At 42.7% G+C, this 17,616-nt stretch carries 16 protein-coding genes; 11 read left to right on the top strand and 5 right to left on the bottom strand.

Going from position 1 to position 17,616, the window contains the following annotated elements; translation table 11 throughout:
• Positions 1-447 precede the first annotated feature (447 nt).
• Positions 448-2,805: an FAD/NAD(P)-binding protein gene (locus tag V7K15_RS24565; RefSeq protein ID WP_334909728.1), complete on the bottom strand. Its 2,358-nt coding sequence runs from the start codon at positions 2,803-2,805 to the stop codon at positions 448-450.
• A 395-nt stretch (positions 2,806-3,200) separates the two neighbouring features.
• Between V7K15_RS24565 and V7K15_RS24560 the strand changes: the two genes are divergently transcribed.
• Positions 3,201-3,329, top strand: a complete 129-nt coding sequence (locus V7K15_RS24560; RefSeq protein WP_334909726.1) for an XRE family transcriptional regulator — start codon at positions 3,201-3,203, stop codon at positions 3,327-3,329.
• Between the two features lie 185 nt (positions 3,330-3,514).
• Here V7K15_RS24560 and V7K15_RS24555 read toward each other — a convergent pair whose 3' ends face one another.
• The gene (locus V7K15_RS24555; protein WP_334909724.1) at positions 3,515-4,123 is read right to left on the bottom strand and encodes a helix-turn-helix domain-containing protein; all 609 of its coding nucleotides are present in this window, start codon (positions 4,121-4,123) and stop codon (positions 3,515-3,517) included.
• A 291-nt stretch (positions 4,124-4,414) separates the two neighbouring features.
• Between V7K15_RS24555 and V7K15_RS24550 the strand changes: the two genes are divergently transcribed.
• The 9 genes from V7K15_RS24550 to V7K15_RS24505 all read left to right on the top strand — a co-directional run bounded on the left by V7K15_RS24550 (position 4,415) and on the right by V7K15_RS24505 (position 13,404).
• Positions 4,415-5,071 (top strand): class I SAM-dependent methyltransferase family protein, encoded by a 657-nt coding sequence (locus V7K15_RS24550; protein ID WP_334909722.1) that lies wholly within the window; start codon positions 4,415-4,417, stop codon positions 5,069-5,071.
• Between the two features lie 3 nt (positions 5,072-5,074).
• Positions 5,075-6,298 carry a glutathione S-transferase family protein gene (locus V7K15_RS24545; RefSeq protein WP_334909720.1) on the top strand — a complete coding sequence of 408 codons (1,224 nt, stop codon included), beginning with the start codon at positions 5,075-5,077 and terminating at the stop codon, positions 6,296-6,298.
• Between the two features lie 121 nt (positions 6,299-6,419).
• Positions 6,420-8,186, top strand: a complete 1,767-nt coding sequence (locus V7K15_RS24540; protein ID WP_334909718.1) for an FAD-binding protein — start codon at positions 6,420-6,422, stop codon at positions 8,184-8,186.
• Between the two features lie 136 nt (positions 8,187-8,322).
• A complete protein-coding gene (locus V7K15_RS24535; protein ID WP_334909716.1) occupies positions 8,323-8,655 on the top strand; it encodes a 4Fe-4S binding protein in 333 nt (110 codons plus the stop codon).
• Positions 8,652-9,353 (top strand): aryl-sulfate sulfotransferase, encoded by a 702-nt coding sequence (locus tag V7K15_RS24530; protein ID WP_334909714.1) that lies wholly within the window; start codon positions 8,652-8,654, stop codon positions 9,351-9,353. The genes V7K15_RS24535 and V7K15_RS24530 overlap by 4 nt, the downstream gene beginning before the upstream one ends.
• Before the next feature lie 87 nt (positions 9,354-9,440).
• On the top strand, positions 9,441-10,106 hold the full coding sequence (locus V7K15_RS24525) for a glutathione S-transferase family protein (RefSeq protein WP_334909712.1): 666 nt from the start codon (positions 9,441-9,443) through the stop codon (positions 10,104-10,106).
• Between the two features lie 405 nt (positions 10,107-10,511).
• A complete protein-coding gene (locus tag V7K15_RS24520) occupies positions 10,512-11,615 on the top strand; it encodes an aliphatic sulfonate ABC transporter substrate-binding protein (RefSeq protein ID WP_334909710.1) in 1,104 nt (367 codons plus the stop codon).
• Positions 11,616-11,878: 263 nt separating this feature from the next.
• Positions 11,879-12,619 carry a hypothetical protein gene (locus tag V7K15_RS24515; protein WP_334909708.1) on the top strand — a complete coding sequence of 247 codons (741 nt, stop codon included), beginning with the start codon at positions 11,879-11,881 and terminating at the stop codon, positions 12,617-12,619.
• Positions 12,620-12,795: 176 nt separating this feature from the next.
• Entirely contained in the window at positions 12,796-13,404 is a 609-nt protein-coding gene (locus tag V7K15_RS24505) for a Uma2 family endonuclease (RefSeq protein ID WP_334909706.1), read from the top strand.
• A 138-nt stretch (positions 13,405-13,542) separates the two neighbouring features.
• Here V7K15_RS24505 and V7K15_RS24500 read toward each other — a convergent pair whose 3' ends face one another.
• Together V7K15_RS24500 and V7K15_RS24495 are read right to left on the bottom strand one after the other, a co-directional pair.
• A complete protein-coding gene (locus tag V7K15_RS24500) occupies positions 13,543-14,682 on the bottom strand; it encodes an NAD(P)/FAD-dependent oxidoreductase (protein WP_334909704.1) in 1,140 nt (379 codons plus the stop codon).
• A 62-nt stretch (positions 14,683-14,744) separates the two neighbouring features.
• A complete protein-coding gene (locus tag V7K15_RS24495; protein ID WP_334909702.1) occupies positions 14,745-15,638 on the bottom strand; it encodes an isopenicillin N synthase family dioxygenase in 894 nt (297 codons plus the stop codon).
• Between the two features lie 170 nt (positions 15,639-15,808).
• Between V7K15_RS24495 and V7K15_RS24490 the strand changes: the two genes are divergently transcribed.
• The gene (locus tag V7K15_RS24490; protein ID WP_334909700.1) at positions 15,809-16,393 is read left to right on the top strand and encodes an Npun_F5749 family FMN-dependent PPOX-type flavoprotein; all 585 of its coding nucleotides are present in this window, start codon (positions 15,809-15,811) and stop codon (positions 16,391-16,393) included.
• A 325-nt stretch (positions 16,394-16,718) separates the two neighbouring features.
• Here V7K15_RS24490 and cysE read toward each other — a convergent pair whose 3' ends face one another.
• Positions 16,719-17,483 carry a serine O-acetyltransferase gene (gene cysE / locus V7K15_RS24485; RefSeq protein ID WP_334909697.1) on the bottom strand — a complete coding sequence of 255 codons (765 nt, stop codon included), beginning with the start codon at positions 17,481-17,483 and terminating at the stop codon, positions 16,719-16,721.
• Between the last annotated feature and the right edge of the window lie 133 nt (positions 17,484-17,616).

The following is a 17,616-nucleotide window of genomic DNA, read 5'->3' as shown; positions in this document are numbered from 1 at the left end:
TATCTTACCAGAAAATTCTGGGGATTCGTCATACATCCAGAAGAGAGTTTTTACTGATGTTTTAAATCAATTCCAGATGTAATCCTTATCCCCCGCTCACAATCCCCACCTTATGAGTACATTGTTCGCGTAGCGTCTCGCAGAGAAGGTGGGGACTTCCGCGACTCGTTAAATTAATTTTCAGTGTTATGCGATCGCTGAATAAAGGTAAGTACCTGTGCAAAATTAATTTCATAGTCACATCGCCTGAAATGCTTGTAAAACCCTGATTATAGGTTAAATAAATGTGTAAATAATTTTGCAATCACTACTTATTTTACCGACTCAGTACTGAGTGCTGAGTCCTGAGTGCTGAGTAAATTAAGAAGTACTCACTACTTTTGAACTTGGGTTGATACCCCACCCGCAAGTGGCGTGGTCTTTTTACTCAGCACTCTTCATTCTGCTCTAGATATACATAGCAAAGTAATCATTATAAATTTCTGTATTAGTCATGACTGTAAGTTCTATTTGTTTCTGTTCTTCATCTGTTGCCGAACTTGTAGCTGAGTCTAAGCTTTCTTGAGGGATAAAATCACCACAGTATTCATTCGCTGGTACTGCTGCATTCATCTTTTGGGGATAACTCAATTTGAGATTATTCATCATTGTAATAAATTGACTACGGCTGCGATAGCGTTCGCGGAGCGTCTCGCAGAGAAGCGCTCCGTAGGAATCGCTAAATCTGGGATTAAGCCGCTTTTCTTCGCCAATGGTAGAAACAGTACGTCCTTTATAGTCATGGGCAGGATATACCAAGGTATCATCTGGCAAGGTGAATAAGCGTTGTGTCACCACATCATATAGAGTTCCAGGATCACCTCCCTGAAAATCTGTGCGTCCACAACCACGAATAAATAAGGCATCACCAGTTAAGAGATGGGTTTTGTTCACCAAATATGCTATGTGACTGGCGGTGTGACCTGGTGTGAAAATCGTTTCAATGATTACCGATCCCACCTCTAGGATTTCGCCACCGACAAGGGAGCGATCGGCTTTGGTCACAGCAGTATTCTGGGGAACGATCACTTGAGCGCCTGTTTGTTGCCTGAGTTTGCCTGCCCCTGTGATGTGATCGGCATGAAGGTGAGTTTCTAGACAGTAGCGTAGCTTTAATCCCAGTTCAGCTAATGATTGCAAATCGCGGTCAACTTGCTCTAATACAGGATCAACTAGAACAGCATCTCCTGTCTGCTTGTCGGCAATTAAATAAGTGTAACTACTAGTTTCAGGGTCAAAAAATTGCCGAAATAGGAAAGTTGACTGGGGTATCTCTGCACTGCTCCGGCGTAGCCCGTCGTAGACATCGCTTACGCTTAACAAAGGCATCGTCGCAATAGTCCGCACACGCACTGGTAGCGACTGCAACAACGCCTTAGATAATTCCTGCGCCTGTCCCCGTAATTCTGGTACAGCGATTGTTTCCCACAAGTCACCCTTGCGAGGGGTTCCCAAGGTATAAAGCAGCGTCGAAACGTTACCATCTGCTGCATATAAAGCACCGTAGGTATCTGTATCTAGTCCTAAACCGATGGCATTGGGGCGAATTAAACCGTGCGATCGCAAATTAGTAATCAGAGGATGAGGCGATCGGCGATAATCTGCTGCTACCCCTGTACAATTCACCACCCGGCGGACGTGCAAGATATTATTAGTTTGGGTTTTGCGCTGGCATACGGTTACTGCCACACCGTCCGGCAAAGCTTGATATTCTCGAATCCGCCCTGCGGCAATGGTGAGTTGAGCCGAATCCAGCATTTGGGTTACAACATCCGCCACTCTTGGGGCAATGCGGTGACGATGCACGTCCCAATAGGGTGTCAGATGACGCAAAAAACGTTGCTGTTCCTCGGTCGGTAGTTGTTGCCAGATTTTCTGATTCATGGGACGCAGAGAATCAATTACTGCCCGCCAGTCGTAGCCTAGGGCAGTAGCAATTTCCACCTCAGCACGCAGCCGACGTAACCAGCCCCGCACACTTTTTGGTGAATTTTCTGGGGTCAAGAAGGAGGGATAAGGTTGAGCCGCTTGATGTTTGAGGGGAAATAATCCTCGTCGGGACACAGCATAAATTTTGCCCCGATGGTGGCGATCGCTCAGAGATAAAACCATATCCACCATCGTCAGTCCCGTACCAATTAGCAACACAGGTGCATCAGCATCAAGGTCTGCTAGGGCATCGGCTGACCAAGCATTCCGTAAATAATTTTCATCATTACTGTTTGCGTTTTGAATGGCGGGGGGTGCAGAGGGTGAGTTTCCTAATGCCAACACAACTCTGTCTGCGGCAAAACAGCGACCACTACGTAGAGAAATCATTGCGCTTTTTTCTTCAGGCTGTACTCCTACCACTTCATCGAGCAAGCGTTCTAGTCGCACATCACTAGGTGTTGTGGCTTCTGCTTCTGCCAAAACCGATTGAATGTATAAACCATAGACCTTACGAGGTATGAAGGTACTGGCATTGACTTCTTCTGAAAAAAATGCTATTAACTCATCGCGGTTGTGCTTAAGCCAACGTAACAAATGCCCTGGATCGTGGGCAAATGCACTCATGTTGCCTGCCGATACATTTAGCAAATGACAGTTGGTATCTGTGCTATAGGCAATTCCTTTGCCGATTTGATCGCTACGCTCAATTAGCTTAATGGTGAGAGGTTGACTGGCAGTCTTCAATAGATGGGTAGCGACTAGAGAACCACTAAAACCTCCGCCAACAATAGCGATCGTGGTTGGAGTATGGGCAGTTAAAAAACTAGGGTTCATGGCGGTCTTAGTTAAAATCAATAGTTACGCTGATTTCATCAAGTCTCTTTACTGGAACTAAGTACTTTTCCAACCCAGCTAAAAGAATTAAGACTTGATTTGTTATAAATTTTTATAATACCTGATTTCAGGCATTAAATACATTTAATTGATAAACTAACCGTAGTTTGGGATTACATAATAATCATCCCTTGTGCCAAAAGATTGTTATGAAAGGATTGAGAAAAGACTTAAACGAGCAAAACGAGCATTATGCAGAAAACTACAGCCAGCAGCAGGGGGAATAAGAATGACTAAGGAAATAAAAATACAAGCGATTAACGGTAATATATTTGCCGATTTGGGCTTAGAAAACTCTGATGAATTGCTTGTGAAAGCTGAACTTGTTGCAACAAATGACCCAGACTAAAGCAGCAGAACTTTTAGGGATTGATCAACCAAATTTGATGAACGGAAAGCTATCAGGCTTTTCGACTGTGCGGTTGTTTCGCTTTTTGAATGCGTTAAAAGTTAATCAACTGTAGCCACCCAACATCCATCTTCTTTTCGCTGCCTCATTAGCTAAATCAATCTTGATAACAAACTTATGGTCTGCTAGCATTTTTTGTATTAGTCTAAGTTCATGATCTCCTAAGTGATTTTCCAGGTAAGCTTCTATTAAAACCTCAACCAATTTAGTGACACTACCTGGAGGCATTTGAATGTACCGTTACAAGTCATCAAGGTAGTTGACAAGAATACAATGTCCCGCAACCGGATGATTGATGTATAAGGCAGAAATATTTTTATCTTCTAATTGACGTTTAAAAATATGAATACTTTGATTTCTGATCAACTCAAATATATTTTCTATTGGTTGTTTTCCCACAACTAAACGTTCTCTCTCAAAAGAGGCAGCTTCTTCGCCTTGTCTTTTGAAGTGTCTGTGACCAAAGGAAAATTGTCCATAATTGGGAATCGGTATAGACTGACGCTGAAATATTTCTCTCTCCAGGAAATCTTCGTATTCACAGAGCCGAACAAATTCCTGAATAGCGACACGATCGCTCTGGGAAAGGGCAGCATTTCGTCGAAACATCTCTTGAACTTGTGACTCTGCTGATGGATAGTCACCTGTAACGAAGTATCTAAAATCACGACGGTATAGAACAGCTAATAATACTAACTGATCACCTGTAATTCTGTTCCTACCCTCTTCAATATTTAGATACTCCTGGAAGCTTATTTGAAGGCGTGAGGCAGGATCTTGCGGAGCAATTAAAAGACTTTCCCGCGCATCCTTGAGCTTTCTTCCCAAAACCGCATAATCAAACGCCATCACTTTTAAAAACGCTTAAAAATTTTTTCTACTCAAAATCATCTTACTGTATTTGACAAATCAGGAACCTCTTAGCAACAGATTTTTAATTTTTTTATACAAGCACTTACGCAGCATTATTATACATAATTTTTACGTATAACCAAGCAAATAATGCCGGTTTTTATTCAATAAGGCTTGATTTTATATAAATATTTGTGATACTCTACCTTCATCCATAAACTACAGTTACTTGATAAAATAACCGTAGTTTATGAGTTCACAGTGTGCATCAAACGGGAATCACGCATTATGCCAAAAGATTGGTATGAATGGCACGACCTATACGACACTGAGCCAAAATTGCAGCAGCGTCTAGAAATCGTGCAGGAATATATTGCTTACAGCTTGAATACCTCACCAGATGGCGCTATCCGAATAGTGAGTGTTTGCGCGGGTGATGGACGAGATTTATTAGGAACTTTAAAAAATCACCCTCGTGCGAAAGATGTTTCTGCACGACTGGTTGAAATAAATTCAAATTTAGTTGAGCGTGGACGAGCAACTATAGAGTTTTTGGGTTTAGCCAAGCAGATTGAGTTTATCAATGGTGATGCAACTCTTGCCGCTAACTATGTAGGAGCAGTACCAGCAGATATCGTAATTGTGTGTGGTGTCTTTGGCAATCTGGCACAGGAAGCTGAACTCAATCGCCTACTAGATAACCTGAGTTTTTTGAGTAAACCAGGTGCTTTTGTCATCTTGACTCGCGGACACTCTAACGGTATTGCCTACTCTGACAATGTGCGAAAAATTTTAAGTGCATCTGGATTTGAGGAAGTTAACTTCAAGCTTACGGACACGGGAGATATGGGTGTAGGACTTCATCGTTACCTTGGTGAAAACTTCGCTGCACCCAAAGAGCAACAGTTATTTGTGTTTTCCGGCATTCCTAGTAAAGCGAGGTAAAAAATGTCTATTCAAAACACAGTGTCAACTTGGGAAGAAGTTTTAGAAACTGCTAGAAAAAATACCCCTGCGCGTAGGGTAAAGAGGCCGGGACAATCTCCTTCTACTGCACCAATACCCAGCAGTTTGCATAAACTTCCCCCAAATACAGAACCGCCAGTCTTGCTTTATCGAGATACTAATTCCTGGTGTCCTTTCTGCGAGCGAGTTTGGTTTGCTCTGGAAGAAAAGGAAATTCCCTTTGCAACGGAGTTTATTGATTTAAGTAATAAACCCAAATGGTACACTGACATAGTTCCCACAACCCTTGTCCCAGCAGCAAAAATTGAGGGTAACTTAGTATTTGAATCCAAAGACATTCTCTTGGCTTTAGAAGAAAGGTTTCCTACTCCTGCATTATTGCCGGAAAATCCAGAGGAAAACGCTGTTGCTAGACAGTTGGTTGAAGAGGCTGAGACTAAGGGTTTTAGAGAGATTGCTTACAAATTCCTGAGAGAAGCATTTGTAGATGCTGATGAGTTGGCAAACTTACAAGCAGCATTTGAGGCGAAGTTAGATGAACTTGAGCAAACTTTGGCTAAATATCCCGGCGCTTACTTTGTCAGTACATTTAGCTTAGTTGACATTTTGTATAGTCCCCATCTGGATAGATTGGCGGCTAATTTACCTGTGTATCGGGGATATCACCTTAAAGGAAATCCTCGCTTTCCTCGCATTAATGCTTGGTTTGACGCACTTAATCAGCGTCCTGCTTATCACAGGGTAAAGTCGGATAATATTACCAATAATTTACTGTTGCGTCGCAGATGGGGTGTAGAACCGATTGGCAATCCTTTACCTCTAGATGTGGCAGATAGTGAGAAAATTCAATATCGCGCCGAAGCAGCTGAGAGATTGAGCGATAATCGGGAAGTTGCGATCGCAGATATTATCAAAAACTCTGGAGTCCAAGCAATAGCCGCAGATGGTGATTTTACCACAGTTAAGGACGCTGTTGATTTTCACCTGCGACAACTAGCTGATTATCTCATTCATGGCAATGGCGAAACTTTACCGGGTGGTCGGACGGGTGGTAAAAATAGCAGTGTTGATCCTATCTTCGCTGCTGTGGGGGCGATCGCTTTCGCATATTTGAGAAATCGCATCTGCGCCCCCCGTGATATGAGTGCTGGTGCAGCAACCGCGTTTCGAGCAGCGATCGATAAATTATTGACTTCTGTTTATTGATTTTGTAGGCGTTGCTGATTGAATGTATGAATTTGCCTCATACAGAAACGCAGCGAAAAGTTGGAGCACTTCTGACTCCTGAATTCTACTGTACTTTGGAGACTTTATTGAGGAAAGGGAATTGCTAACAGTCCATAGTGAAAATGAACTACAATTAAATGCTGATGTACTGGTAATTGGTGGTGGCCCTGCCGCAGCATGGGCAGCCTGGGCAGCCGCATCCCAAGGAGTCAAAGTCATCATTGTTGATAAAGGTTTTCTGGGTACAAGCGGTGCTGCTGCTGCTAGTGGCAATGGCATCATGGCTCCGTCTCCAGAGAATTGGGACAAAGTTTTATCGGAGCGTTATCGCGCAGGAAAAAACCTCGCTAACTCACGTTGGATCGAGCGTGTTATCGAAAAAACTTGGCTGAGTTTGCCCCTAGTAGAAAGTTGGGGCTATCGTTTCCCTAAAAAAGATGGGGAATCTGTGCGTCAGAGTTATTATGGCCCGGAATATATGCGGGTACTTCGCAAAAATCTTTTGCGTGTTGGTGTGCAGATTCTTGATCAAAGTCCGGCTCTAGAGCTTTTATTGGCTGAGGATGGCTCAGTAGCTGGAGCAAGAGGTGTGCAGAGGCAAGATCATCGTACTTATACCGTTCGTGCTGGTGCAGTAGTTTTAGCGAATGGTGGTTGTGCATTCTTGAGTAAAGCATTAGGTTGCAATACCAATACAGGGGATGGACTGTTGATGGCAGTGGAAGCTGGTGGGGAACTTTCTAGTATGGAAGCTTCTAATCACTATGCCATTTCGACGGCTTTCAATGCGACTGTAACCAGGGGTGTTCCCTTTGGCTGGGCTAGTTATACGGATGAAGCAGGCAATGATCTGGGTGGCTATATCAATGGTCGTCGCGATCCATCGTTTCTCCCTAATGCCCTCCTGAAAGGCCCGGTTTATGCTCGTTTGGATCGAGCCACACCGGAAGTTAAAGCAGTGATTGAAAAGTCTCATTTCATCGCTTTTCTACCCTATACAAAAGCTGGTATTGACCCCTATACAGAACGAGTGCCTGTGACACTTGTTTTAGAGGGTACAGTCCGTGGTACAGGTGGGATTCGGATTGTGAATGATGATTGCGCTACAAAGGTTCCTGGCCTCTACGCTGCCGGTGATGCTGCATCGCGGGAGTTTTTAGCCGGTTTAGCTTCTGGGGGTGGTGGCCCCAATGCTGCCTGGGCAATCTCCACAGGGCAATGGGCTGGAGTTGGTGCAGCAGCCTTTGCCAAGAGTCTGGGGGATCATGCAAATGAACGGGTTGCGCGTCCTACTGGTCAAGCGGGATTGCGATCACCTACGGTGGGCGGAACGCCATCGCCTTTGGCGGGGCGTAGCCCATCGTCACCCTCACCCACTTCTGAAACATTCGATAGTGAGGCGATCGTGCGCGGTGTACAAGCCCAGATGTTCCCGTTAGAGAAGAATTACTTGCGTTCTGAGCAGGGACTTTTGGATTCTCTCGCCAAATTAGACACGCTGTGGCAGCAAGTACAAGGGAACCCGAAACAAGATACAGTGCGCGATGTGGAATTTTCTCGTCGAGCGGCTGCTCTGACTGCTGTAGCACGATGGGCATATTTTAGCGCGTTACATCGCACGGAAACGCGCAGCGAACATATTCGCCTGGACTATCCCGAAACTGATCCAAATCAGCGTTATTACCAAGCGACAGGCGGCTTAGATAAGCTTTGGGTGAGGCGTGATTGGATTACGGATGCGATGTCTGGCGACAAGCCCTTCTCTACGAGAGGCTGCGCCAACGGGTTCGGGGGTGATGCTCCTAACGTCGCTAACGCTGCGCTATCGCAATCGACGGAAACCGCCAGACGCTCGATGACTCGCTAACGCTACGCTATCGCTCTTAGCGTCTCCCCTTGGGAGAAGACTGCGACCCCCTCACCACAAAGCGTCTACGCTACACCACCAGTAATCACCACTCAAACCACACCTACTGTATCAAAGTTGTAACAGGAGCAGGATCATGATTGAGCTTGTCAGCCATAAACTCTGTATCAATTGTAATTTGTGCGTTCAAGTTTGTCCTACCAATGTCTTTGATTCCGTACCTAACCAACCACCTGCGATCGCCCGCAAGGAAGACTGTCAAACTTGTTTCATGTGTGAGGCATATTGTCCTGCGGATGCGCTCTACGTTGCGCCTGAATCTCATACCAATGTTGCAGTCAATGAGGATGATTTAATTGAAAGTGACATCATGGGTGAATATCGTCGCCTCTTGGGTTGGGGATATGGCAGAAAAAACAATAGTGAATTGGATACGGCTCATAAACTGCGCCAACTACCGCGTCCTTGATTCCCCGGATCAAAGGCGGTGTACCAGGAACGGAAGCAGACGGTGATATCTATGCTGATGTACTTTACGAAGTTACTCCTGGGGGTGAGATTGTTTGGACTTGGCACGCCCACAAACACTTAGATCCAGATATTTTTACTATCACTCCCCAAGATCAACGACACGAATGGACTCATGGTAATACTGTAGGCGAACTCGCTGACGGCAATATTATAATCAGCTTTCGTAACATCTCTACCGTCGTAATTATTGATCACCAAACAGGAGAGATTATCTGGACACTTGGAGATGACGTATTAGCACAGCAGCACTTTCCTAACGAATTAGCTAACGGCAATATCCTAATTTTTGATAATGGCGCACATCGTCGTCACACTGCGCTCAATTTCTCTCGTGTGATTGAAGTAAGCCGTCAAACTAAAGAAATAGTTTGGGAGTACGGTGACAACCCACCTCAAAATTTCTTCAGTTCGTATATATCAGGCGCACAGCGTCTAGCGAATGGCAATACTTTAATTACAGAAGGTGCTTACGGCCGCATATTTGAGGTGACAGTTACAAAAGAGATTGTTTGGGAATATGTTAATCCCCACTTTGCGGTTCGGAATCTTGGTGAGAAGTCAGTAGTAGCTAGTGGGGAACAAAATTCAGTCTTCCGCGCCTTTCGTTATGCACCTGAAGAAGTGCCTTGGCTCTAGTTCAATTTTAGATTTTAGATTTTGGATTTTGGATTGAATTAATTGCCAAAGCTAATAAACCAATCATATTTATACAGGAACATCAACATGGCTGAAATCAAGATATATAGCGCAGTGGTTTGCCCTTATGCTCACCGTTCGCGCTTGGTATTGCAAGAAAAAGGCATCGACTTTGATTTGATTGAGATTGATTTGCAAAACAAGCCAGAGGGATTTAAAGATATTTCTCTTTATGGAAAAGTGCCTGCGATCGCACATAATCATCACCGAGTTTGGGAATCGGCAGTAATTAACGAATATCTCAATGAGGTATTTCCAAATCCGCCGCTTTTACCCAGTAGTCCCATTGCTAAAGCCCAGGCTCGCATCTGGATTGATTTTGCTAATACTCGATTCGTTCCGGCTTTTTCTGCTCTCTTGCGTAGTCCCGATATTCAACAGCAAGAAGCAGCTAAACAAGAACTATATAAACATCTGGAATTTATCAAGAATGAAGCTTTTGGGAAGTTATCAGGAGACGGACCTTACTGGTTTGGTGAATCCATTAGTCTGGTTGATTTCACCTTTTACCCCTGGTTTGAGCGTTGGCCTGCATTAAAGCACCATCGAGGCTTTGCAATACCAGAGGAATTTACTCGTCTACGTCAGTGGAAAAAGGCTTTGAAACAACCTGATTCTGTGGTGGCGATCGCTAATAGTAAGGAGTTATACATAGAGCGATATGCTAGATTTACTACTCATGTTGCTGCCTAGCACTGCTTTTTGGTAGTCATATCATGTCCGGTTAATCAAGCTGAATAAAAAATGTTTGTTTGTAGTCAGGACTTTAGTCTTGGTTTTAGGGACTAAAGTCCGCACTACAAACTGCTAGCACGGGCTACGCCTACGCAAATTTGGGCACACAGACTACAGGTGTTTCCCATAAACTCATAGGACTTAGGCAAAGACTCTCTAAAACTCTTACTTCTTGGTGGGGCACAGATAGTTCTGCTGGCATAGCTTTGGGTGAAGATATTGCTATTAGCATCCTGAAAGATGAGAGGTTGGGTTACAACGAAAAATTCAATGGCTTCATATTCACAAAATTTGATGGAACGAAAATCACAGTTTAAATCTTTTGTTTGACAACTTGTTTGATAATTAGAGGTGAATTAATTCATGAAAAATTTCAAAAAACAATTTGCATTCTGGAAAAACCAACGCATCACTCGTCGTCACGCTTTATTTGCTTTTGGCTACAGTGTAGTATTATCTACTACACTGTTTAGTTGCAGTAATTCACCAGATAATTCTCAGCAACAAGCAGCTTCATCGGCTTCTAAAGCAGCTAGTAGTAGTAATACTACTGTTGATAAAGTAATTAGAATTGTTCGCTCTAAACAACTTACTGCCCTAGCTGTCTTAGAACGAAAAGGTAGTCTAGCAGAACGATTAAAAGCTTTAGGATATAGGGTAGAGTGGCCAGAATTTGCTGCCGGTCCACAACAATTAGAAGCTTTAAATGCAGGTGCACTTGATATTGCCTTGACAGCAGAATCTCCTCCTGTTTTCTCTCAAGCAGCCGGCACACCTCTTGTATATTTAGCGGCTAATTCTTCTGATGGTCAATCAGTTTCATTGTTAGTTCCTAAAAACTCTCCTATTAAAAGTGTCAAAGATTTAAAAGGGAAAAAAGTAGCTTTTCAAAAAGCATCAATCGGTCATTATCTTATACTTAGAGCCTTAGAAAAAGAAGGTTTAAAGCTTAGTGATATAGAATCAGTCTCCCTACCACCTCCAGATGCTAATGTGGCATTTAGTCAAGGTAAAGTAGATGCTTGGTTTATCTGGGAACCATTTGTCACAAGAAATGTCCAAAATGGTACAGGAAGAGTCCTGGTAGATGGTGGTAATGGTTTGCGAGATACTAACAATTTTATATCCACAAACCGCAAATTTTATGAAGAAAATCGAGAAGTCATCAAAGTCTTTCTAGAAGAAGTACAAAAAGCCCAAGATTGGTCTAAAAATAACCCTAAAGAAATTGCCAAATTGCTCTCTGCAACAACTCAACTTGATCCACATACATTAGAGATTATGCACAAAAAGTATGATTTCACGCTTATACCAATTACCGAAGCAATCATTAATAAACAACAAGAAGTTGCTGACAAATGGTATAGCTTAGGACTCATACCTAAGAAGGTAAATGTAAGAGATGGCTTCTTGACTCCAGAACAATATGCCGAAATTACTCCCAAGGAAGTACTGGCGAAAAATTAGTATTTCGGAGACTGGGGAGTAGGGAGTGGAGAAAGACTGTTTACTCATCAGACTACTTTGCTAAATCAAATACTCCTGAAAAACTTGGGTTTTTAGTACTTATTATGCTAAATTAATAATTAAAATGCCAATTTAATAAACATCTAACGAAGATATTAGACGCGGCTATCTCCAAAAGTGGGAGGAAAAACAGGAGTTTACTTGGTTGCAAGAGTTTAAACAAAGATGGGTTACGGGTTCGATTTCAACCTCGGTGAAATATTATGCCATCTCAAATAGACATACATTTGCCTAACGGAATATTACAACGCTTGCAAAATGTGAAAGATTTTGTAGGCCAAAGGGTGAACTCTCTAAGTAATTCAGCACAACAAGCTGGGGAGTCTTTGAAGGCAACAGCCACTACAACAACTGATAAAGCAATTGATACAGTTACGACAAACTTAGAACAAAGTTGGCAAACAGCCGAGCAATTTAAGAGTACAACATCGGGAGCGGTAAAAACAGCGATCGCATCTTCTGTAAGTGATTGGCTGACACAACACCCACTATTTTTTAGGTTAGTTCAAATATTAGCTTGGGGTGCAAATCACCCAATTATTAGTGTTATAATTCTGCTGTTTGCACTTGCTATAGTTTGGAGCATCATCAAAGCAATTGTCCGCTTAATTGAAACAGCTAGTTGGTCAATACTCCAAGTTCCGATAAAATTTCTTCAGGCTTTGATTAAAGTTAGCTTTCTTTCCTTAACTAAAGTTGGCACTTTTACTATCCAAAGAATGACAGCTACTAAAAAAATTGATAATTTACCAGTTTTACTGCCTGAAAATTTTCAACCAAATAAACAACAGCGATTAGCAGAAATTTCTCATCGTTTAGAAGCAATTCAGAAGGAACAAAATGAGCTTTTACAAGAAGCAGCAGACTTGATTACTTGCGACAAAATTGATATAGAAATATCAGAAATTAAATTGCCAAAAAGCTTTGAATCACATCTTGGCTGAGTTCGGCTGTTGAATCAGAGGCGACAATACCGCCTTTTTGCATTACCAGAAAAACAACTTATAATTTTTCTACATATACTTAAAAACAGTAATAATATATTAAAATGTAGTTAAAAGAAATACATTAATTTAGTAGTATTCAGTGCTAGTCTATGTAGGGTAAGAAGGCAAAGCAAATGACCCAAACGACGAAAACCCAAAAACTGCTGACCTTTGAGGAGTATCTTACCTATGATGATGGTACAGACACGCGCTATGACTTGGTGGATGGAGAACTAGTCGAGATGCCACCTGAAAGTCAGGAAAATACCAATCTGGCAAGATTTATATTCGTTGAACTACTAAAACATTTCCCCTTTTATTTAATTGCTCACAAGGATACAGAAATTGACGTGGCGGGGCGACGGGCGAGATGTCGTTTACCTGACTTAATGGTTCACACAGAAGAATCTTATGCAGCCCTTATCGGTGCTACTCGTGCCACCCTCACCCGTGATATGCCGCCGCCTGCCGTAGTGATTGAAATTGTTTCACCGGAAACGGCGAACCGCGTTCGTGATTATCGCTATAAGCGGACAGAGTATGCCGCTAGGGAAATATTGGAGTATTGGATTGTTGACCCACAGATGCAACAAATTACGATTTGCCAGTGGGTGGAGGGGCAGTATGAGGATAAGGTATTTACAGGTGCGACTTGCATGGAATCAGTGGTAATTACTGATTGGGCGCTAACAGTAGAACAGGTGTTTAAGAGCGCAAACCGACCAGAATTCCCAGGCGAATAGAAAGTGCCATCGAGTTTTTCCTTCTTGCTTTTGTTCCATATCAACCTTTAAAATGTGATATTAGTACGATAGGTTACTAATAAAAAGTTAACTTTATACATATTTTTGAGTTTGTGTAATCAAAAGTTCTTGTTACGGTTAAAGAGATAGCTGGGCAATAATTTCATCTTCCTTGCCAGCAGCAAAGTTAGCAAAACGCTCCGCTAAGGGTGGTACAATCACCAAAGGATTACTAAACCCAGCAAAAACATGAACGCGATCAAATTTGGGAATAGCACCAATTAAGGCGAGTCTGTCGCTACTAAATGCCACCAAGCAATGATACCAAGTTCCTGGTAAATTCTCTAAAGTTGGCAAAATTTGGTTTATGCTTTTTCGCAACCATTTTTCACTTACCTCTGAGTTTACCTTGGCATGAGGATCTGCGATCGCACGGCTAATTTGACCGATGCGGAAACTGCCATCTTGAAACTGAATTGCACCCGCATCTAAAATCGGTGGTACTAACTCATTACCAAGTTCATCCCACAATTCATCAAGTTGACTAGATTCAGCTTCTAGTTGAAACCGTTGCACATTAGCCGGCATAACTAAGGTGCGTAACTGCACATCTACAGGTGGGGTTTCAATTATTTCTGTGTGGGTAAAATACAGCTTAATGGGAATACCAACAGATTTTAGAAGCTGGCGGCTGAGTCCACCCGCACAAATGACAACATTAGCACTGTGGAAAGTTGCAGTAGTTGTTTTTACGCCATCTTGCAATACTTGTAATACTTGGGTAATCTGCATTTCACCCCCAGCCCGCAGAAAGGCTTGGATGTAGGCTTGTGCTGTTTTTTCTGGGTGAATATGACCGTGTTTAACAATTAAAGCACCAGATATCGCCTCTCGATTTAGCTGCGGTTCCAACTCACAAGCTTCTTGCACACTCAGTAACCGGGGTGGAATGGCACAATCATTATATGATGCAGCAGTTGCTTCTGGATCACAATCGGCTGAAATAGTAAGTAATAAATCTAATTCCCGAAATTGGATATCAGCGTCTAACTCTTGAGATAGGATATGGTAACGCGCGATCGCATCTTCGCACAATTGCCGAGTTAATGTTGTAGTAGCCGACCAATAGGCAAGCCCACCATAACTATAGCGAGTTGCATTCTGTGGTCTGCTATATTGCTCCAACAAAAGTACAGAAAAGCCAGTTTTTACAAGTTCATAAGCGAGTGCAGCACCAGTAATTCCACCGCCAACTACAATCCAGTCGTAGGTTTTCATATTAAATGTCTTTCTGAATTACGAATTACGTTAGCGTAGCGTTAGCGAGTATTCGAGCGTCATTACGAATTACCATAAGTTGCTTGTAAACGTTGTAAAAGATATTCTCCCGCAAGAATGGGGGGATAAATAGGCGATTGTTCTTTTTGGCAACTCTCCAAACAAGCAATTTCTGTATGATCATTAGGATGACAGAAAAAAGCGATAGAATATCGGGACTGTTTCAGCCTGTTATCACTGGGAATGATTACCCGATGCTTGGTTGAGCAAAACATATCATTTGTCCACCGTTGCATTAAATCGCCAGTATTGACTACTACAGTATCAGGAATTGCAGGCGCGGCAATCCACTCTCCAGATGTTGTCTGTACTTCCAACCCCCCAACGTCATCTTGGAAAAGTAAAGTAATACTGCCATAATCGGAATGCTTACCAGCTCGTACTTGTCCTGGTTTGGGTAGTGTCTGTAATGGAGGATAGTGAAGCAATCGCAAGGTATGATTTTGTTGATTGTGTCTTATTATAAAAAAATCTTCTGGCAATGACAACGCCAAAGCAAATGCTTGTAGTACCGTGTTAGCAAGTTCTGTACAACTATCATAAAAGGCGAGAATAGAAGCATCCATGTCTACAGCCTCTTGTTTGCCTAAATTCAATGCTTCTTTTAGGTCGCCTGGATCATTGGGGTTAAGACGTTCTCTCTCAAAACCAACATAACCAGTGTTACTAAAGTCATCACTCCAAGCTTGCTTTTGCTTAACTTCTAAAGGTAAATTGAAGAAAGATTTGCTGTGAGTGAACACTTGACTTATTAGGTCTTTTGATATTCCTGAATTCTGTAAATAGATGAAGCCAATTTCATGGCCAGCTTGATAGATTTGTTTGATAACAGTTTGCCGAGTTATTGTGTTGCCATTGGTAAAGGCAGTTAAATCTATTACTGGAATTGTAACCATTTAAGTACCTGTGCAAAATTAATTGATACTAACATCGCCTGAAATGCTTGTAAAACCGTGATTCTAGGTTAAATAAATGTGTAAATAATTTTGCCTGACTACTTATATAATTAGAAATTTTGTGTTTTATTAACAGTAGTATACTCAATACTTAGGTACGGAAGTTTACAATGACTCTTGCTCCTTGGCGAAGTGCGATCGCCCATGCGCTCGATCGCAACCGCAGCCTTGTTTATGCCCGTTACCTCCAACTAGCGACCGTGCAAGCCAACGGTCGCCCCGCTAATCGTACCTTAGTCTTTCGCGGCTTTCTGGAAGATACAAACCAGCTAAAGTTTATCACCGATACTCGTAGCGCTAAAGCCGACCAGATACAGCAACAACCTTGGGCAGAAGTTTGCTGGTACTTCCCCGATACACGAGAACAATTCCGAATCACAGGTTGTTTGACCCTGGTAAGCAGTGATGATTCTCACCAGGATTTACAGCCAGCCCGGATGATTATGTGGCAAGAATTGAGTGATGCAGCGCGTTTACAGTTTCTTTGGCCCCATCCTGGTAAACCCAGATTCGAAACCCCAGAAGCTTTTGCACCACCAGCACCCAACCCCATGCAGCCAGTACCTAATTTTTGCCTACTGCTACTCGAACCAGTACAGGTAGATCACTTAGAATTACGCGGCGAACCACAAAATCGAACCTTTTATCACCGTGATGAAAATCAAGAATGGTTTTGTGAAGAAATTAATCCTTAATTTTGTCAGTTAGGAGTTACGCAAAAGTACACGCACTCTGGGGCAATTCATGTAGCTTTAGCTGACCGCAGGGTATTGCCCCTACCTGAAAATAAGGGTTTCGGCCTAAGCCCTGATTTAAGTAGATGAACAAACGCAATAACATTAGACATCTCTAGAAATTAAATATGCGTTACCCAGAACCCTTGTAGAGACGTAGCACTGCTACGTCAAAACAATTCTTTTTCACCAGATGTCTATTGTGTAATTAATTATGTTCGACTACTTATGATTTTTATTCCTAACCCCTAACTCCAAACTCCAAACTTCTAACTCCTAACTTTATTTAAATCCCAGCACCATCTAGAAACTCCTGTATTGCCTTATCTTTAAGGCTGCATACAGGAGCATTTTGTGAGAAATCAGCTTGGCTAGAAGCTACACAACCCGCCAATACAGGAGTTTTTGCAGAAGAGTTAGTGCGCTGAAGAGTTTGTATTTGTTCTTCCAGCGCCTCAATCCTGTCTACTAAAGCACGAATTACTTCAGCTTCCGAATCTGGTAAGTTATTGTGTTCAAGAGGTGCAACCCGGACTCCAGAACGATATATGATCCGCCCAGGCACGCCTACCACAGTACAATCTGAAGGCACATCTCTTAGAACAACAGACCCAGCGCCAATACGGACATTATTGCCAATTTCAATATTGCCCAGCACCTTCGCTCCAGCTCCGAATACGACATTTTCACCCACAGTCGGATGGCGCTTACCACATTCTTTACCAGTACCTCCAAGGGTGACACCTTGATAAATTAGGGCATAATTTCCCACGATCGCAGTTTCACCAATTACTACACCCATTCCGTGGTCAATAAACACACTTTGCCCAATTGCTGCACCCGGGTGGATTTCAATTCCAGTCAAAAACCGAGCCAAGTGAGAAATCAGGCGGGGAATAAAGGGAAGATCAAGAGTATACAGCCAGTGAGCCAGCCTATGGAATAGCAGGGCTTGCAAACCAGGGTAACAAAATAAAACTTCCAACCAGTTACGGGCAGCTGGGTCACGTTCAAATATGATACGAAAGTCAGCACGCAGTATAGATAGCACGAGATAGCACCCTCGGAAAGCACAACAAGCTACCCTCCCATATTATCCTCTCAGGTGTTACACGTAAAAGGTGGGCATTGGGCATTGGGCATTGGGCATTGGTTGGTTCATCTCCCTACTCCCCACTCCCTAC

The organism is Nostoc sp. (genome assembly GCF_036919815.1).
Lineage (GTDB): Bacteria > Cyanobacteriota > Cyanobacteriia > Cyanobacteriales > Nostocaceae > Nostoc.
This window is presented reverse-complemented; position numbering and strand designations above follow the sequence as displayed.

Excerpts from the sequence above, each read along its gene's own strand:
- V7K15_RS24565 (WP_334909728.1), bottom strand. The coding sequence starts at position 2,805 with ATGAACCCTAGTTTTTTAACTGCCCATACTCCAACCACGATCGCTATT.
- V7K15_RS24560 (WP_334909726.1), top strand. The coding sequence starts at position 3,201 with ATGACCCAGACTAAAGCAGCAGAACTTTTAGGGATTGATCAACCAAAT.
- V7K15_RS24555 (WP_334909724.1), bottom strand. The coding sequence starts at position 4,123 with ATGGCGTTTGATTATGCGGTTTTGGGAAGAAAGCTCAAGGATGCGCGG.
- V7K15_RS24550 (WP_334909722.1), top strand. The coding sequence starts at position 4,415 with ATGCCAAAAGATTGGTATGAATGGCACGACCTATACGACACTGAGCCA.
- V7K15_RS24545 (WP_334909720.1), top strand. The coding sequence starts at position 5,075 with ATGTCTATTCAAAACACAGTGTCAACTTGGGAAGAAGTTTTAGAAACT.
- V7K15_RS24535 (WP_334909716.1), top strand. The coding sequence starts at position 8,323 with ATGATTGAGCTTGTCAGCCATAAACTCTGTATCAATTGTAATTTGTGC.
- V7K15_RS24525 (WP_334909712.1), top strand. The coding sequence starts at position 9,441 with ATGGCTGAAATCAAGATATATAGCGCAGTGGTTTGCCCTTATGCTCAC.
- V7K15_RS24520 (WP_334909710.1), top strand. The coding sequence starts at position 10,512 with ATGAAAAATTTCAAAAAACAATTTGCATTCTGGAAAAACCAACGCATC.
- V7K15_RS24515 (WP_334909708.1), top strand. The coding sequence starts at position 11,879 with ATGCCATCTCAAATAGACATACATTTGCCTAACGGAATATTACAACGC.
- V7K15_RS24505 (WP_334909706.1), top strand. The coding sequence starts at position 12,796 with ATGACCCAAACGACGAAAACCCAAAAACTGCTGACCTTTGAGGAGTAT.
- V7K15_RS24500 (WP_334909704.1), bottom strand. The coding sequence starts at position 14,682 with ATGAAAACCTACGACTGGATTGTAGTTGGCGGTGGAATTACTGGTGCT.
- V7K15_RS24495 (WP_334909702.1), bottom strand. The coding sequence starts at position 15,638 with ATGGTTACAATTCCAGTAATAGATTTAACTGCCTTTACCAATGGCAAC.
- V7K15_RS24490 (WP_334909700.1), top strand. The coding sequence starts at position 15,809 with ATGACTCTTGCTCCTTGGCGAAGTGCGATCGCCCATGCGCTCGATCGC.